The organism is Rhodococcus sp. BP-316 (assembly GCF_019836105.1).
GTDB lineage: Bacteria > Actinomycetota > Actinomycetes > Mycobacteriales > Mycobacteriaceae > Rhodococcoides.
In genome coordinates this window covers 307003-323832 of record NZ_JABUEE010000004.1, presented here as the reverse complement: position 1 = coordinate 323832, position 16830 = coordinate 307003, and the positions used below count along the sequence as shown (strand labels likewise).

The window sequence follows — 16830 nt, the reverse complement described above, 5'->3', positions numbered from 1 at the left end:
GGCCGACTACGCGTCGTCGGTACCGGGCCTCGGGACGTCGGTCTCCCAACGCGCGCGGCGTTCGTCGTCGGACTGTTCCCACCACGGCGTGCCGCGTTCGCCGAGAGCGACCTTGGCGGCCTGTACACCGGCGCGGGACTCCGCGGCGCCGCCGGTCCGGCGGACGTCGCGTCGCCACGCCATCAGGATCGACCGCAGTTCGGCGCCGCGCTCCTCGGGAATGTCGGGATCGGTGGCGCGCCACTTCCGCTTTTCGATCACGATGTGGTGGCCGTCCTCGGTGTACTCCCGGCCGTCCGTCATGACACCGATGCTAGCGACGACTTCGGGATGTCCCGTCGGGTTCCGGCCCGAAGACGCATCGTGACGACAGTGATGGCCACGAAGGTCAGCGCCAGACCGATCGCGGTGAGGGCGGTGAACGGCTCGCCGAAGAGCAGGGCGCCCCACACGGTGGTGACGGGCGGTACGAGGAACATCAGAGCGTTCACCCTCGTCACCCCCACCCGGTCGAGCAGATACCAGTACAGCCCGTACCCACCGAACGTCGCGAACACCACCAGTCCCGCCGTCGCCGCCCAGAAGTCGAGTGTCGTCGGCGGTACCGCGGTGCCCGTCGCGACCGCGCCGGCGGTGAAGACGACGGCCGATGTGGCGCAGTGGATTCCGAGGGCGCTGAAGGGTGCCGGTCGCTGGGCGCGACGGTCGACGAAGGTCGCGGCGACCAGAGACATCATTCCCACCAGCGGAACGAGGTAGGCCCACGCCGGGGTGGTCGCGGTGGTCGCCGTGGCGTCCGCAACGGTGGCGAGCGCGACGCCGAAAGCACCGATCAGGAGCCCGATCCATTGTCGGCCCGAGGCCGCCGCGCCCAGCAGGGGGCCCGCCAGCGCTGCCGCGACGAGTGGCTGCACTCCGTCGACGAGGGCCGTGGTGCCGGTGGAGACCCCGAGGCCGATGGCCCAGTACACGGTGAGGAGGTAGCCGGACTGCGACAGAAAGCCCACGATCACCTGCCGCCGCAGGTCCGGGCCTCGAACTCGGCGAGACCCGAGGAGCCACGTCGGTGCGAGCAGCAGGGCGAGGGGGAGGAACCGCCACATCAGGACGGTGGTGACGGCAGCGTCCTCACCGCTGATCTTCGCGCCGATGAAACCGGACGACCAGCAGAGTACGAACGCCGCGCCCGCCAGTACCGACCCGACGGCAGTGCGTCGATCCACAGGTATACCGATCTGTCTACTCATGACAGCAGACTACACAGATCGGTATAGTTCGAAACATGACATCCGAGGTCGCCTGGACGCCGAAGGCGCGTGCCGTGCTGGCCGCGGCCGACGAGCTGTTCTACGAGCAGGGCATTCACGCGGTCGGCGTCGACACGATCGCGGCGCGAGCCGGCGTCACGAAGAAGACGTTGTACGACCGCTTCGAGTCCAAGGAACGGCTCGTCGTGGAGTACCTGCGGGAACGAGACCGTCAGTGGCGCGAGTTCCTCGCCGTCCGGCTGGGTGCCGTCTCCGCCGACGACGCCGGCGATCGGATCGATGCGGTGCTCGTCGCCTCGGCCGAGTGGACGGCGCAGCGAAGTGGCAAGGGATGCAGCATGGTCAACGCGCACGCGGAGATCAGCGACCCCGCCCACCCGGCCTATCCGGTGATCATCGGGCAGAAGCGCTGGATGGCCGATCTGTTCGTCGACATCCTCACGGCCGCAGGCGTGCCCGACCCGGTGGGCACGGCCGACCTGCTGATGCTCGTGCACGAGGGCGCGCTGGTGTGCGCGGGAATGGGAGTGGTCGAGCGGCCCTTCGACCGTGCGCGTGCTGCCGCGCGTCTACTCCTCGAGCCCACCGGCCGGTGACCACCCGAGCGCCGGCCCGAGCGTCGTCGCCATGTCGGTGAGAATCTGCACGTAGTCGTCGTGGTCGAAGCTGAAAGGCAGAGCGAACGCCACCTCGTCGATCTCCCGGAAGGCTGCGCGCGCCTGCAACTGCTCCACGAGCTGCTCGGTGGTGCCCACCAGATCGGGAGCGAACAGCAGGCGGGCCGGGCCGACCGGTGACAGGGTGCGGCCCAGACGGGCATCGGCGTACTCCTGGTAGCGGGCACGCTGGCTCGGTGTGGCCGAGTCGGTCGGAATCACCACCAAGCCCTGCGAGACCCGACCACCGTTCCCCGCCGAGTGTGCCGAGCGGAACGCCTCGATGTGGGAGAGCTGGATGCGGTCGAAGTCGTCGTCCTCCTCGGCCTTCACGACGCTGCTCGTCAGGAAGTTCATACCGTTCGCGCCGGCCCAGCGAGCCGACCCGAGCGACGCGCCGCCGTACCACATCCGGGACGCGAGACCGGGCGAATGAGGCTGTGCGCGTGAGGAATGCACCTCGAGACCGTCCATCCCCTCGAAGTCCGTCAGACGATCGCCTCGGATCGCGGCGAGGAGCCGCTCGACCCGGGCGTAGCTGAAGTCCTCCCGATCGGCGGTGTCGGGGTACAGCGCATCCCTGAGCCGGTCGAAGTTCATCGGCGGGCCCACGCTGACCCCGGGATTCAGGCGCCCGCCGGACAGGATGTCGACGGTGGCGAGGTCCTCGGCCAGCCGCACCGGGTTCTCCCACCCCAGCGGAGTCACGGCGGTGCCGAACTCGATCCGCGAGGTCCGCTGCGATGCGGCGGCCAGCACGGCGACGGGGGAGGAGATGCCGTATTGCAGGTGGCGATGCCGCAACCAGGCGCTGTCGAAGCCGAGACGTTCGCCCAGCTCGATGATCGCGAGTGTCGACTCGTGCCCGGCCGCGGGGTCGTCCCCGTCGAACAGTCCGATCGTGAGAAAACCCATCCTGCGCAGCGGTCTCGGGTGCATGGGTCCATGATCCCCCCGTGAGCCTTTCGCGCATCCCCGAGTACGCAAACCGCGCACGGGGGCGAAGCCCTATGATCACGCGATGACCGATCACGATCATGTTGCCGCTCGCCGAGAGATCACGTCCGCCCTACTGGCGGCCTTCGAACGTCGTCACGAGGTGCTCGACGTCATCGTCGAGGCCGAGACCCGGCCCGACGCCGTGGAGGCGATCGCCACCCTGCTCGGCACGTCACGGTTGGGCGGCGAGGCCGTCATGGGCATGTCGTTCGCCAGCCTCACCAAGGACGCCCGCCGGAGCAACGCCGCCGAGCTCGAGGACCTGGACAGTCGCCTGAACTTCACGTTGGCCGAGCGTCCCGCCAGCGCGGGAGAGACCCTGGTGCTGGAAGCGTTCTCGGACGACGACCGCGACCTGTTCGCCGCCCGCCTCGCGGACGTCGGTTCCGCGGGTGACGGATCCGGCGGAGCAGCCGGTGATCTAGACACCGAGCTGGCGGCGGCACGGGACCGCCTCGACTCCGAGCAGGCCGCGTGGTTCGTCGCACGCGAGGGCGCGGAGAAGGTGGGCATCGTCTTCGGCGAGCTCGCCGGTGGCGACATCGATCTCCGGGTGTGGATCCACCCCGGACACCGGAAGAAGGGCTACGGCACTGCGGCGCTGCGGAAGTCGCGCGCCGAGATGGCGGCGGTGTTCCCGGGGGTGCCCATGATCGTGCGCACCCCCGGGGTCCAGCCGTCCTGACACTTCTCGTGAGAGGCGATCAGGCCCGGTACTTCTCGACGTACCGGGTCATCGTCTCGAGCTGGTAGCGGGAGACGTCGTGGGCGTTCTCGTTCTCGGCGAACACACTCGACACCATGACGGTGTCGTTGTCGTAGAACCCGAGTGAGCCGAGACCGCCGAAGAACTGGTCCCAGTCGACGTCTCCGTCCCCGATCTTCAGATGCTGGTGCACCCGCACCGCGTTGCCGGGTGGGTTGGTGATGTACCGCAACCCGTGCGAGCGGTGATGATCCATCGTGTCCGCCACGTGCACCAGACGCACCATGTCCCCGGCGGCGGCCATGATCGCCGGCAGGTCGCCACCCATGTGGAACTGGTGGCACGCCACGATGACCATCCCGATGTTCGGGGAGTTGATCCCGCGGATGGTGCGGATCGCGGCGAGCCCGTCCTCGACGAAATCGTCCGGATGCGGATCGATCAGGACGTCGAGACCCTCGCGCTCGATGATGGGGACCAGTTCCTCCATCGACCGGTAGAACGCCCGCTCGGACTCCTCCGGCTTCTCCGGTCGACCGGAGAACTCGGTGTTCATCGTCGACACCCCGAGGTCGACGGTGATCTGGATGGCGCGTTTCCAGTACCGCACGGCCGCCTCGCGGGCGTCCTCGTCGGGACCGGACCACCGCAGCACCGGCAACACCGACGCGATCCCGACGCCGGCGTCCGAGCACGCCTTGCGGAACTTCGCGACCAACCCGTCGTCGGCCTTGGGATGGTTGAAGAACGGGATCATGTCCACGTGCGGGGTGAGCTGCAACCACTCGTACCCCAGATCGGCGACCACGGCGGGCAGCTCGAGCAGCGAGTGCGAATGATGAAACGGCGTCGGATCGAGCGCGATCTTCATCTCAGGCTCCGACGATGGACGAGCGCTGCACCATCTCGACGGCGACCGGGGCACCGGACTCGAGCGACTTCACGCCGGCCTCGCACACCGCGGCTGCAGCGTATCCGTCCCACGCTCCGGGGCCGTCGACGTAGTTGCCCGTCTCGGCGCCGGCCTTCACCGCGTCGACCCAGCGCTGGATCTCGGTGTCGTAGGCCTGGCCGAAGCGCTGCACGAAGCCGGGAGTGATGGTGCCGCCCCAGGTTCCGGGAGCGGACTTGCGGACGAGGCCGACGTCGAGACCGATCATCGCGCTGCCGTGCTCGGCCACGACCTCGGTGCGCACCTCGTAGGCGACGCCGGTGGTGACGAACACCTCGGCGTCGACGTGTCGACCGGACTCCGTGGTGAAGATGGCGATCTGCGGATCCCGCAGGCCCTGCGGTGCCGATGGATTGGCCGACGGGCTGATGATCTGCACCGACGTGATCTCTTCGTCGAGGAGGAAGCGCGTGACGTCCACCTCGTGCACCAGCGAGTCGCGCACGATCATCGCGCTGTCGAAGTGCGGCGGCACGGCGGGGTTGCGGTGTGCGCAGTGCACCACCAGCGGACGGCCGAGCTCGCCGGAATCGATGAGTGCCTTGAGCTGGTCGTACTCGGTGTCGAAGCGGCGCATGAATCCGACCTGGATGAGTTTCTTGCCCAGTGCGGCCTCGGCTTCCACGACGGCGAGGGACGTGGCCACATCGGTGGTCAGCGGCTTCTCGCACATGACGGGCTTGCCGTGCTCGAGACACGCGAGAAGCTGCTTTTCGTGGGTCGGGCCGGGAGTGGCCAGGACGACGGCGTCGACCTCGGGGTCGGCGATCGCGTCGAGGGGATCTTCGACGACGCGGCAGCCGGGGATGGTCGCGGCGAGTTCGTGGGCCTTCGCGCTGACGTAGTCGTTGATCACGGCGACGCGGGCGCCGGTGATCTTCGAGGTGATGCGGGCGACGTGATCGGCACCCATCATGCCGACACCCAGGACCGCGATGCGGAGTTCGGTGGTCATCGTGTCAATCCGTTTCTGTAGGTGCGAAAGTGTGGTCAGGCGAACGTGACGGCGGGAATGCCGCAGGAGCCCAGGTACTTCCGGGTGCGCTGCGCGATCGGCAGGGGAGCGTCGACGGCGCACGGGTACATGTCCTGCTCGACGATCGCGAAGATGTCCGCGGTGAGCTTGCCGTCGTCCGCGAGGCGCTCGATGGTCTTCAGGAGCGGGGGCATGTCCGGGATGCCGAGCGGCGGTTCCGTCATGGCGCCGAGCTTGACCGCCTCGCCGAACGGCAGATCCTCCGCTGCGACCCTGGCGCGGACCTCCTCGTTCACCTGCTTGAGGTGGAGGTACCCGATGCGCTCGGGCGCCCGCTCGATGATCGCGATGTTGTCACCGCCGCAGTAGCTGATGTGGCCGGTGTCGAGGCACAGGTTCACGAACTCGCTCGAGGTGCCGTCGAGGAAGCGGTACACGTTCTCCTCGGTGTCGACGTGGCTGTCGGCGTGCGGGTGGTACTGCGCCTTGACGCCGTACTGCTCGAACATGCGCTTGCCGAGCTCGTTCATGCCCTCGGTCTTCTTGCGCCACTGGTCTGCCGTGAGGTCGCGGTCCTCGAGCACCGCGCCGGTGGAGGGGTCACGCCACATCTCGGGGATGACGACGACGTGCTTGCCGCCGGCGGCGGCGGTCAGCTTGGCGACGTCCTCGATCTGAGTCCACACCGCGTCCCACGCGTCGTCCTGGTGCAGGTGTTCGAACACCGTGCCCGCCGACAGCTTGAGACCCCGAGAGCCCAACTCCGACAGCAGCTTCTGCGGATCAGTGGGCAGGTAGCCGTACGGGCCCAGTTCGATCCACTCGTAGCCCGACGCCGACACCTCGTCGAGGAAGCGGCCGTACGGGGTCTGCTGAGGATCCTCGGGGAACCACACTCCCCAGGAGTCGGGGGCGGATCCGACGCGAATCGTGCTCATGTCTCGGGGGTTCCTCTCGAAGAATGTCCGGCGCTCGTGCTGTGGCACTAACGCGCTTAAGTAACGCGCTTAAGCTACTATGAGGTGGATCACGCTTCCGTGTCAAGCCCCGTCCCAGAGGAGTGCCGGTGTCCACGCCGCCCCGCAGCCGCAAGACGACGATGAGTGACGTCGCCGCTCTGGCGGGAGTGTCCCGGACCCTGGTGTCGTTCGTCCTCAGTGGCAAACCGGGTGCGAGTGACGACACTCGCGACCGTGTCCTCGCCGCTGCGCGCGAACTCGACTATCGACCCGACAACGCCGCGCGACTCCTCGCGCGCGGGCGGAGCAGGACGTTGGGGGTCGTGATCGACGTGCGACAGCCGTTCCAGGCCGATCTCGTGACCCACATCTATCCCGTGGCCGAGGCTGCCGGGTACGAGGTGTTGCTGTCCGCGAGCGCGCCCGGCCGGGACGAGACGAAGGCGATCGAGGCGCTGCTCAGCCATCGCTGCGAAGGCGTGATCCTGCTCGGTCCGTCGTCCACACCCGAGTACGTCGCGCATCTCGAGGAGCGGGCGGTGGTGGTCATGATCGGACGGGCCCTGCCCGCCACCGACTTCGACATCGTGCGCAGCGCCGACGACCACGGAGTGCGTCAGGCGGTCGACCACCTCGTCGGTCTCGGGCACGTGGACATCCACCACGTCGACGGTGGTACCGACTCCGGTGCGACCGAGCGTCGCGCCGCCTTCCGTGCCGCGATGGACGAGCGCGGTCTTCCCGCCGTGGTGTGGCCGGGTGCGCACACCGAGGAGGCGGGCAGTGCCGCCGGAACGCGCATGGTCGCCGAGCGGCGGGTGCCCACCGCGGTGATGGCCGGCAACGATCTGTGCGCGGTGGGACTGATGGACGCGTTCCACCGTGCCGGAATCGCTGTGCCCGATGATGTCTCGGTGGTGGGCTACGACGACAGCGAGCTGGCGCACCTCTCGCGTATCGATCTCACGACCGTCCGGCAGGACGCCGAGGGTCTGGCGGCGACGGCGGTGCGGTTCGCCATCGCCCGCCTCGAGGACGAGAGCCTCGCGCCCGCCGAGCTGGTGGTCGAGCCGTCACTCGTCGTGCGCGGGAGTACCGGGCCCGTGCGCACGGTCGCGCGTCAGACGGCCCGGCGCACCTGACGCCGTTCGCGAGCGGTCGACCCGACCCGGGGTTCGACTCGAGCAGGTCGCAACTCCGCAGAGGCACCCTCGTTTCGACGCGGCCCTCGTCGGTCACTCTCTCGAAATGCAGACGTTCCTCCCCGACCCCGGCTTCGCCCGCAGCGCACAGCTGCTCGACGACAAGCGGCTCGGGAAGCAACGCGTCGAGACCTTCCAGATCCTGCGCGCCCTTGTGTGGCCCTCCTACGGGTGGAAGAACCACCCGGCGGTGGTGATGTGGCGGGGATTCACCCCGGCGCTCGTGGCCTACGGGATCGCGACCTGCCGGGAGTGGGCGGCCCGCGGGCGGGCGGAGGCCCTGGAGGCACGGCTCCTCGATTACAGCGACGGGCGTGCGTGGACGTACGACGAGTTGCGCGACGACGGCCGACTGCCGCCCTGGCTCGGTGACGACTCGGTGCACGCGAGCCATCGTCGCGCCCTGGCCGCGAAGGCGCCGCAGGCGTACCCGGCCGACTGGGCGGGGGAGATCGGGTACGTCTGGCCCGGATCCCTCTTCCCGCGCTGGCCCCTGACGGTCGGCGACACCACGCCCAGTGCCGTGGTGTCCTCGATGATCGAGATGGGCGCGCCCGCAGAGCTGTTCGACCCGGGTACGGAGGAGTGGTCCGCCCTGCGGGCCCTGCACCGTGGCCGATCCGCGCAGGTGCGGACGACGAACCCCCGTCTGCTGACGGTCGCTGCAGCGCTGGTGCGGCCGGGCCGCACTGCTCTCCTGCTGGACACCGACCCGCTCGCTCCCGACCTCCCGCTGCCCGAACCGTCCGCCGAGCCGGGCGGCACGGTGTCGGCGTCCGTCGCGCGCGAGCCGACCCCCGAGGACGTCGAGGCGATGCGGGCCGAGGGCCGCGATCCCGGGCGTCTGCGCGTGTTCCGCCGTGGCGCGACCGTGCGCGATGCCGGGGAGTACGCGCTGGTGGTCACGTCCGGTGCCGCGGTGCCGGGCGAGCTCGCGGCTGTTCCGTCGCTCCGTCTGACGACGTGAGGACTAGCGCCCTCGCCACGCGGACCAGAGTTCGGAGTACCGGCCGCCCGACTCCACCAGGTCCCGGTGCGGCCCCTGCTCGACGATGCGGCCGTGCTCGAGCACCACGACGCTGTCGGCGCTCGCCGCCTGGGTGAGGCGGTGTGCGACGACGATCGTCGTCCGTCCGCGAGTGGCGGCCCGGGCGGCCTCCTCGAGGTCGCGCGCGCCGGCGCTGCCGGCTTCGGCGGTGGCTTCGTCGAGGACGGCGACCGCCGGATCGGCCAGGACGATACGGGCCAGTGCGATCTGTTGCGCGCGAGACGGAGTCAGCTCGACGCCGCCCTCGCCGACCACCGTGTCGAGACCGTCCTCGAGGGTGCTCACCCACGAGTGCGCGCCGACCGTCCGCAGCGCGTGTTCGACCGTCTCCCGATCCGCGTCCGGTGCCGCGAGCCGCAGATCGTCGATGAGCGGTCCGGCGAACACGTGCACCTCCTGGCTGACGATCGCGACGTGCCGGCGCAGTCGATCGGAGCCGATGTCGTCGAGCGACACCCCGCCCACCCGGACCGATCCGGAGTCCGCTCGCATCGAGCCCGCCACGAGCGCGGCGATGGTGGACTTGCCGGCGCCGGTCGAGCCGACCAGCGCCACCGTCGTGCCGTCGTCGATCCGCAGATCGATCCCGTGCAGGACGTCGTCGACCCCGTCGTAGGAGTGGCGGAGGTTCGTCACGACGACGGTGCCGTCGGCGGGCTCCGCCTCGGTCCCGGGAGAGCGGTCGTCGGGCAGATCGATGACGCCCACCAGTCGTGCGAGGGAGGCCCCGGCCGACTGGATGTCGTCGAACGAGTACAGCAGCATGCCGATCGGGTTGAAGAGCCGGTGGAACAGCAGTGCCGCCGCGGTGGTCTGACCGACGGTGACGGCGTCCTCGCGCACCAGGAGGAAGCCGACGGTGAGGATGACCGAGAGGCCGACGCACTCGGCGCGGTTGCTGCGCGAGCCGAACCGGGTGAAGAGACGGAAGACGGTGACGGCGATGTCGCGAGCCTTGCTGGACGATGCGTCGATGCGCGCGAGGTGCTCACCCTCCATGCCGTACGCCCGCACGGTGCGGGCCCCCTGCATGCTGCTGACCAGAGACTGGGCGCGCTCGCCCATCGCGACGCGCTCGGCGGCGTACATCGGGGCGGACCGCGGCAGATACCAGTGCAGGGCCATCACGTACATCGGGATCGCGACCATGCCCGCGAGTCCCAGACGCCAGTCGAGCCCGAGCATCGTGATCAGACTGAGCAGGACCAGCAGCACGGCCGCGAGGATGTTCGGCACCACTTCGCCGAGCGATTTCGCCATCACCGCGATGTCGTCCCCGACGCGGGAGAGCAGGTCTCCCTTGCCGACTCGCTCCAGTGTGCTCACCGGGAGGTGGAGTGCGCGACCGAGGACGCGCTCGCGCAGCGAGGCCAACATCTTCTCGCCGAGCAGACTGACGGTGTAGGCGCCGATCCCGGTGAAGACACCGCCCGCGACCGCCGCGGCGCCGATGACCGTCACGACACCGACGATCGTGGACGTCGGTGCGCCCTCGGTCACCCGATCGACGAGCATGCCGAAGACGTACACGGGAATCAGCGCCATCGCCGCCGCGACCACGCCGATGGCGACGGTGAGCGCGACCGATCCCCGCCGCGCACGGAGTTCGCCGCGAAGGAACGCCCAGCATCGCCGTCCACTCGCGATGGGCAGCAGTGCGGTCGGTTCGGTCATCGCAGAACCGCCTCTCGGTAGCGCTCGTCCGTCTCCGCCAACCCGTGGTGGGTGCCGACGGTCGCGACGCGCCCCTCGTCGAGCACGACGACGCGGTCGGTGACCGCGAGGAGCGCGGGGCTGGTGGTGATGAGCACCGTCGTCTGGGTGCGGGCGTCGCCGTCGTGACGCAGTCCCGCGATGCCGGTGGCGATGGCGTGTTCGGTCACCGCGTCGACGGCGGTGGTCGGATCGTGGAGGACGAGTACCGGTGGCTGCGCCGCGAGTGCGCGGGCGAGGGCGACTCGTTGGCGTTGCCCACCGGACAGGCTGGCACCGCGGTCGGTCACCGGATGGTCGAGACCGCCGTCGTGCATGGCGACGATGTCGGTGACGGCGGAGGCGGTCACCGCGGCGTCGAGGTCGCTCCCGCGGTCCAGGGCGATGTTGGACCGCACCGTGCCGGCGAACAGATCCGACGTGTGCGGTTCCACCAGCACGGTGCGGCGGACCTCGGGGAGCGCGAGCTCGGTCACGTCGACGCCGCCGACCGTCAGCCGTCCGGTGACGTCGTCGGGCGACACCTGGCCGGAGAGGACGGCGGCCAGTGCATCGGCGTCCTGCGGCCGGTAGGCGACGACGCCGACGATCTCACCGCGCTCGAGATGGAGGTCGAGATGCGTCAAGGTCCCGTAGGACAGGTCGTCGAGTCCGACGGACGAGGTGTCGGGGGACCGCGTACCGGTGGAGGTGACCACCGGGTCGGCGCCGAGAACCAATGCCAACCGGTCCGCTGATCCGCGGATGACCGCGAGGAAGCCGGGAAGTCGGGAGAGCGAACTCAGCGGCTCGATGAGGAACTGCGCCAGTCCGACGACAGTGATCAGCTCGGCGACGGAGATCCGGCCCTCGAGAGCGAGGAACCCGGCCGTGCCGGCCACGGCGGCGGACAGCAGCGCGCCCACCGTCGCCGAGACACCGAGATACACGCTGTTGCCACGGGCCAGACGCATCGTCGCGGCCAGTGCACGTCGGCTCGACTGCACGAACCGCCGGGACGCGACGTCCTCGGCGCCGATACCGCGAAGGGGCCGTACGCCGCTGACGAGATCGGTGGCGAGACCCGAGACGCGGGCCACCTCCGCCTGCTGATCGGTCGCGGCGCGGGTGAGGAACGGCGCACACAACTGCAGGAGAAGGAGAAGGACAGGCGTGCCGATGACGACGGCCAGCCCGAGCGGCACATCGATGACGAGAAGTGCCACCGCAGTGACGACGAGGGCGGTGACCGCGGCGGCGACCCGGGCGATGGCGTCGAGCGCCCACGAGGTCTTCTCGGCGTCCGAGGTGCTGACCGTCAACAACTCGCCGGGGCCGAGATCGACCTGGACGCCGCGCGGGTCGAGCACGCGTCCCGCGACCTCCACGCGTAGCAGGTGTGCTTCCCGCTCGATCGCGACGACGATGATGCGGGCGCCGATGCGGTACGCGTAGGAGAGGACGACGAACAGGCCCGCCAGCCCCAGCAACGAGACGATCATCGCGGTGACGTCGCCGGTCTCGACCGCGCGGCCGATGATGAGACCGATGGCGACCGGCACCATCGTCTCGCAGAACTGGTGCACACAGAACAGGGCCGACGAACCGACGAGTCGCACACGGTGGCGCCGGGTGGTGCGGCGTAGGATGGCCCCGCCGGTCGACGGAGGTGCGTCATGCATTAGCCGACCCTAACCCACGTGGCCGACCGGTCGGGACGACGCGTACGCGTCAGTCGTGCTCGGGATTCCTGGTGCGACGGGCGGCGTCGCGCTGCTGCTGAGCGCGTTCCCGGCACCGACGCAGGAACTCCTCGTCGGACTCGGAGTTCGTCGCGACCGCGCGGCCGGGACGGACGTCGTACTCGGGGAAACGGGTCGCGCTCGGTCGGCGTCCCGCGTCGGGACCGCCCCAGATGCCGCCGCCGACGGGCCGGCCCGCCACAAGCCAGGCCACGGACCCGGCGAGAGGAAGGAACACGACGAGCAGGAGCCAGACCGTCTTCGGGAGGTGACGGATGCCACCTTCGTCGGCCGTGATGACGTCGATGAGGCAGAAGATCCAGAGCACGGCGACGATCAGGCCGAGATAGGGCACGGGCGCGTCCTCACGTAAAGCGGTTCACGTCCCGATTCACGAACCGCATGGTCTGTTGACGCGCTCACCCTAGCGCCCGACGTCGCCCTCGTCACTCCGTACGAGCCGTCGCGGGGGTAGGTGGTTCCGAATGCCCTCTGTGAGCGCCCACCGACCGGGTTTCCCCCGGCGGTCCGACGGGCATGCACGGATGTATCGACGAAAGGACAAGTCGTGGTCGCGCAGAACGAGAACGAGCAGCCGCAGGATTTCGCACGCACCACGCGTGCGCACGCCGGTGAGGCCATCACCGACAGCCGCGCATGGCCGGGCTACTTCCTGATGGCGCTGGGCTTCGTTGCGCTCGGACTGGGCCTGACCGCAGCGGGCGGCGGCTTCGAGGGATGGGTGCTAGTCGCCGGCATCGCCTGCCCGGTTCTCCTGCTCGCCGGCCTCGCCGTGGTCCTGCTCGAGCGCAAGCGCGTCAAGGCGGCCGAGGGCAAGTCCCTCACCGATCCCGGTGGTCACTGACCACGATCACGTGACGGGTTCCGATGCGTCGGAACCCGTCGTCACCGTGCCGAGAACTCGCACGCAGTACTTCCGTGCGTGGTCCGAGCTGCACGGAGGGTACGACGTGCACTCGTCGGCACTGGTGCACGGCTGGCTGACCATCACGTACGTTCTGGCCCGCCCGCTCGCGCGGGCGCGCGTCGCCCCCACCGCGGTCACCGCTGTGGGGGTTCTCTTCGCTGTCCTGGCTCTCGCCGTCGCGGGCTCCGGTCCGTGGGGCGCCGGCGCGGCGGCACTGCTTCTCGTCCTGTCGGCGCTGGTGGACAGCCTCGACGGCGCCGTCGCACTGCTCCGCGGTCGATCGACGGCATTCGGCTACGTTGCCGACTCGGTGGCCGATCGACTCTCGGACATGCTCGTCTTCGCGGTTCTCCTCGTGCTGGGAGCGCCCGCACCCCTGGTGGTCGCGGTCGCGCTGCTCACCCTGTTGCACGAGACGGCGCGGGCACGCGCGGTGTCCGCGGGGATGGCGTCGATCGGAGTCGTGACGGTGTGGGAGCGCCCGTCCCGCGTGATCGCCGTCGTGGTGACTCTCCTGGGAGCCTCGGTGGTGGACACCGGTCCGCTGTTCGGCACCATCGGCGCCGCCGTGTCCCTGATCCTCGCCGTCGTCGGCTTCAGTCAGATCAGCGTGTCGATCCATCACGCTCTGAGTGCGCTTCCCGCTCCGCGACCCGGTCGCACTCGAGAGTGAACACCCAGCCGATCAGCACGATGATGTGCAGCAGGAACAGCCACAGCACCGTGGCGACGGCCGCTCCGACGGGTTCGAGGCCGCCGAACGGGCCCGACCAGTCGATGGGTATCGCGAGAAACAGCACGTAGCCCTGCAGGAATCCCGAGACGAAGGACGCGGTGGTCAGGGCACCGATCGCGACGGCCGTACGTGAGAGGGTGGCCGGCGCGACCACCCGGTACGTCCATCCGATGGGTACGGCGAGCACCAGCCAGACGGTGACGAATCCGAGCCAGACGCGGAACGCTCCCGCACCGATGCCGCCGTTCACCGAGGCGAGTGCGTTGCCCACCACGAGAACGGGGATGGTGAGCAGCGGCGTGACGATCAGGACCGGGAGCGCCGACGCGCGACCGCGCCAGCCGACGAACGATTCGCGCACGGGCTCGTAGACGAGCAGGGCCCGTCGCATGCCCTCGCCGTAGAAGGTGGCGGGCAGGATCGCGACCAGGCCGCCCAGCCACCCGAGGTGTGTCCCGGCGTCGAACAGGGTCCGCACCGCACCCGGGGCGCCCGCCGCGCCCGGCAGCAGTCCGGCGATGGCGTCTCCGTACCCGACGACGGTCTCCTCACCCAGCAGCAGCGTGGTGAGGCGCAGACCCAACAGCAACATCGGCACGACGGCAATGCCGCCGTAGAACGTGATGCCCGCCGCCACCAGGGCCGTGTCGCGTGCCGCCAGCCGACGTCGCATTCCCGCCGCGACGGCCGTTCGTTCACGCACGATGCGTCGAGTCGTGCGGACGCCCGTCATGGGGCATGTCTACCCGGTGGCCCGTGCGCTCAACCTGCACCGTTTCGTCCGGGCGGTGCGCGGGTAAGAACGCTGGGACCCGCACGACTTCCGTGGGTGACTTCCGGTCCCTCCACGAGCTGGACCTACGACAGAGAACTGGTGCCATCAGTGACACGACAGCCTTCCACCCCCTACCCCCCGGGTGTCAGTCTTCGACCCGACGGGAGCGCGAACGTCGCGGTCTACACCGAGACGGCCGAGTCGGTGACCGTCGTCACGTACGACGAGAACGGTACCGAACTGTCGTCGACGACACTGCCCGAGTACACCGGCCACGTGTTCCACGGCATCGTCGAGAACATGTCCGTCGGAACGCGATACGGATTCCGGGTCGACGGCCCGTGGGATCCGGCCGCCGGGTTGCGCCACAACGCCGCCAAGCTCCTCCTCGACCCCTACGCGAAAGCCGTTGCGGGGTCCGTGGAATGGGACGAAGCGGTGTTCTCCCACCATCACGACGAGCCCGAGACCCGCAACGACGCCGATTCCGCGCCCTTCATGCCGCGGTCCGTGGTCGTCGACGACTCGTTCGACTGGGGAGACGACGCCGCGCCGCGAATCCCGTTGTCCGAGTCCGTCGTCTACGAGGTGCACGTCAAGGGCTTCACCCAGCTCGACGAGAACGTGGACGAGGCCGTCCGCGGGACCTACGCGGGTCTCGCGCATCCGTCCGCCATCGAGCACCTGACACGGCTGGGCATCACCGCCGTCGAACTGCTGCCCACGCATCAGTTCGTCCAGGACTCGCACCTGCTCGAGGAGGGTCGCCGGAACTACTGGGGATACAACTCGATCGGCTTCCTCGCGCCGCACAACGAGTACAGCAGTGCGGGCGACACGGGTGGGCAGGTCACCGAGTTCAAGTCGATGGTCAAGGCGCTGCACGCGGCCGGCCTCGAGGTGATCCTCGACGTGGTCTACAACCACACCGCCGAGGGCAACCACCTCGGACCCACGCTGTCCCTCAAGGGAATCGACAACGCGTCCTACTACCGGCTGGTCCCCGAGGACCACAGCTCGTACTACGACACGACGGGAACGGGCAACAGCCTGAACGTCGGCCATCCCGCCGCACTCGCCCTCATCATGGACTCGTTGCGCTACTGGGTCACCGAGATGCACGTCGACGGCTTCCGCTTCGACCTCGCGAGCACCCTGACCCGTCAGGACGAGGACCTCGACCGACACAGCGCGTTCCTCGACATGGTGCATCAGGATCCGGTGCTCGCCCCGGTGAAGCTGATCGCCGAGCCGTGGGACACCGCCGGCTATCAGGTCGGCGGCTTCCCGGCGCGGTGGTCGGAGTGGAACGGTAAGTTCCGCGACGACGTCCGCGACTTCTGGCGCGGCGAGGAGGGTAGCCTTCCCGCTCTGGCGCAACGTATCTCGGGTAGCCCCGACGTCTACGAGAACGATCGCCGGCCCACCCTCGCGAGTGTCAACTTCATCACCGCGCACGACGGCTTCACTCTCGCCGACCTCACGATGTACGACGAGAAGCACAACGAGGAGAACGGCGAGGACAGCCAGGACGGCGAGTCCGACAACCGGTCGTGGGGATGCGGCGCGGAGGGTCCGACGGACGATGCGGACGTCAACGCGCTGCGCGATCGCCAGCGCCGCAACTTCCTCGGCACGCTGCTTCTCTCGGCCGGCGTTCCGATGCTCCTGGGAGGCGACGAACTCGCGCGCTCGCAGGGCGGCAACAACAACGCCTACTGCCAGGACAACGAGATCTCGTGGTTCGACTGGGCGGTCGCCGACGACGCACTCGTCGAGTTCACCACGGCGCTGATCACACTCCGCCGCGAGCATCCGGCGCTGCGTCCGGTGTGGTTCCGCCACGGCGAGGACGACACCACCACCGACACGAGCGGCGGTCGACCCGACACGATCGACTTCCAGCGTGCGGACGGCGTCGCGATGGGTGACGACGACTGGACCACCGGATCGAACAAGTCGATCGCCGTGCTGTTCAAGTCGTCGGCCGAGGACACCGTGTTCCTGTGGCTGATGAACGCCTCCGACACCCCGGTCGAGTTCACCCTGCCCGACGAGACGTGGTCGCTCACGATCTCGAGCGACCCCGAGCAGGAGGTGGGCGAGGACCCGACGTCACTGCTGGTACGAGACAGGTCGTTCACGCTGCTGCAGGCTCAGTAGCCGGTCGCGGCACGGCAGATCCGACGCG

Annotated in this window: 17 protein-coding genes; 7 read left to right on the top strand and 10 right to left on the bottom strand. The window is 69.2% G+C overall.

Annotated elements, in window-relative coordinates:
• Window positions 1-6: 6 nt before the first annotated feature.
• Window positions 7-303 (bottom strand): hypothetical protein, encoded by a 297-nt coding sequence (locus HQ312_RS10065; protein WP_222638487.1) that lies wholly within the window; start codon window positions 301-303, stop codon window positions 7-9.
• The gene (locus HQ312_RS10060; protein ID WP_222638486.1) at window positions 300-1247 is read right to left on the bottom strand and encodes a DMT family transporter; all 948 of its coding nucleotides are present in this window, start codon (window positions 1245-1247) and stop codon (window positions 300-302) included. The genes HQ312_RS10065 and HQ312_RS10060 overlap by 4 nt, the downstream gene beginning before the upstream one ends.
• 35 nt (window positions 1248-1282) lie before the next feature.
• Between HQ312_RS10060 and HQ312_RS10055 the strand changes: the two genes are divergently transcribed.
• Complete coding sequence (locus HQ312_RS10055; protein WP_222638485.1) at window positions 1283-1864, top strand: TetR/AcrR family transcriptional regulator; 582 nt, start codon at window positions 1283-1285, stop codon at window positions 1862-1864.
• Here HQ312_RS10055 and HQ312_RS10050 read toward each other — a convergent pair.
• On the bottom strand, window positions 1838-2863 hold the full coding sequence (locus HQ312_RS10050) for an LLM class flavin-dependent oxidoreductase (protein WP_222638484.1): 1026 nt from the start codon (window positions 2861-2863) through the stop codon (window positions 1838-1840). The genes HQ312_RS10055 and HQ312_RS10050 overlap by 27 nt on opposite strands.
• 82 nt (window positions 2864-2945) lie before the next feature.
• On the opposite strand from HQ312_RS10050, the gene HQ312_RS10045 reads away from it, so the two are divergent.
• Complete coding sequence (locus HQ312_RS10045; RefSeq protein WP_027505591.1) at window positions 2946-3608, top strand: GNAT family N-acetyltransferase; 663 nt, start codon at window positions 2946-2948, stop codon at window positions 3606-3608.
• Between the two features lie 19 nt (window positions 3609-3627).
• On the opposite strand, the gene HQ312_RS10040 is transcribed toward HQ312_RS10045, so the two are convergent.
• Genes HQ312_RS10040 through HQ312_RS10030 form a run of 3 tightly spaced genes read right to left on the bottom strand, consistent with a single transcriptional unit; the run spans window position 3628 to window position 6495 of the window.
• Window positions 3628-4500, bottom strand: coding sequence for a sugar phosphate isomerase/epimerase family protein (locus tag HQ312_RS10040; protein ID WP_056448610.1), 873 nt, complete (start codon window positions 4498-4500; stop codon window positions 3628-3630).
• A gap of 1 nt (window position 4501) precedes the next feature.
• Complete coding sequence (locus HQ312_RS10035; RefSeq protein WP_027505593.1) at window positions 4502-5536, bottom strand: Gfo/Idh/MocA family protein; 1035 nt, start codon at window positions 5534-5536, stop codon at window positions 4502-4504.
• 35 nt (window positions 5537-5571) lie between these two features.
• On the bottom strand, window positions 5572-6495 hold the full coding sequence (locus HQ312_RS10030) for a sugar phosphate isomerase/epimerase (RefSeq protein WP_027505594.1): 924 nt from the start codon (window positions 6493-6495) through the stop codon (window positions 5572-5574).
• 161 nt (window positions 6496-6656) lie between these two features.
• Between HQ312_RS10030 and HQ312_RS10025 the strand changes: the two genes are divergently transcribed.
• Together HQ312_RS10025 and HQ312_RS10020 are read left to right on the top strand one after the other, a co-directional pair.
• Window positions 6657-7658, top strand: a complete 1002-nt coding sequence (locus HQ312_RS10025; protein WP_222638599.1) for a LacI family DNA-binding transcriptional regulator — start codon at window positions 6657-6659, stop codon at window positions 7656-7658.
• A 106-nt stretch (window positions 7659-7764) separates the two neighbouring features.
• Window positions 7765-8685, top strand: a complete 921-nt coding sequence (locus tag HQ312_RS10020) for an MSMEG_6728 family protein (RefSeq protein ID WP_222630068.1) — start codon at window positions 7765-7767, stop codon at window positions 8683-8685.
• Between the two features lie 3 nt (window positions 8686-8688).
• Here HQ312_RS10020 and HQ312_RS10015 read toward each other — a convergent pair whose 3' ends face one another.
• From HQ312_RS10015 to HQ312_RS10005, 3 genes are read right to left on the bottom strand one after another with little or no spacing between them, the layout of a single operon-like run.
• Complete coding sequence (locus HQ312_RS10015) at window positions 8689-10440, bottom strand: ABC transporter ATP-binding protein (protein ID WP_222638483.1); 1752 nt, start codon at window positions 10438-10440, stop codon at window positions 8689-8691.
• Window positions 10437-12140: an ABC transporter ATP-binding protein gene (locus tag HQ312_RS10010; protein WP_222638482.1), complete on the bottom strand. Its 1704-nt coding sequence runs from the start codon at window positions 12138-12140 to the stop codon at window positions 10437-10439. The genes HQ312_RS10015 and HQ312_RS10010 overlap by 4 nt, the downstream gene beginning before the upstream one ends.
• 49 nt (window positions 12141-12189) lie before the next feature.
• Window positions 12190-12555: a PLD nuclease N-terminal domain-containing protein gene (locus tag HQ312_RS10005; protein ID WP_056446171.1), complete on the bottom strand. Its 366-nt coding sequence runs from the start codon at window positions 12553-12555 to the stop codon at window positions 12190-12192.
• 213 nt (window positions 12556-12768) lie between these two features.
• Here HQ312_RS10005 and HQ312_RS10000 point away from each other — a divergent pair, with 213 nt between their 5' ends.
• A complete protein-coding gene (locus HQ312_RS10000; protein ID WP_027505601.1) occupies window positions 12769-13065 on the top strand; it encodes a hypothetical protein in 297 nt (98 codons plus the stop codon).
• 10 nt (window positions 13066-13075) lie between these two features.
• The gene (locus HQ312_RS09995; protein WP_222630079.1) at window positions 13076-13801 is read left to right on the top strand and encodes a CDP-alcohol phosphatidyltransferase family protein; all 726 of its coding nucleotides are present in this window, start codon (window positions 13076-13078) and stop codon (window positions 13799-13801) included.
• Here the strand turns inward: HQ312_RS09995 and HQ312_RS09990 are convergent.
• Complete coding sequence (locus HQ312_RS09990) at window positions 13734-14597, bottom strand: YhjD/YihY/BrkB family envelope integrity protein (RefSeq protein ID WP_222638481.1); 864 nt, start codon at window positions 14595-14597, stop codon at window positions 13734-13736. The two genes, HQ312_RS09995 and HQ312_RS09990, sit on opposite strands and share 68 nt — an antisense overlap.
• A gap of 150 nt (window positions 14598-14747) precedes the next feature.
• Between HQ312_RS09990 and glgX the strand changes: the two genes are divergently transcribed.
• A complete protein-coding gene (gene glgX, locus HQ312_RS09985) occupies window positions 14748-16802 on the top strand; it encodes a glycogen debranching protein GlgX (RefSeq protein ID WP_222638480.1) in 2055 nt (684 codons plus the stop codon).
• Window positions 16803-16830: the final 28 nt, after the last annotated feature.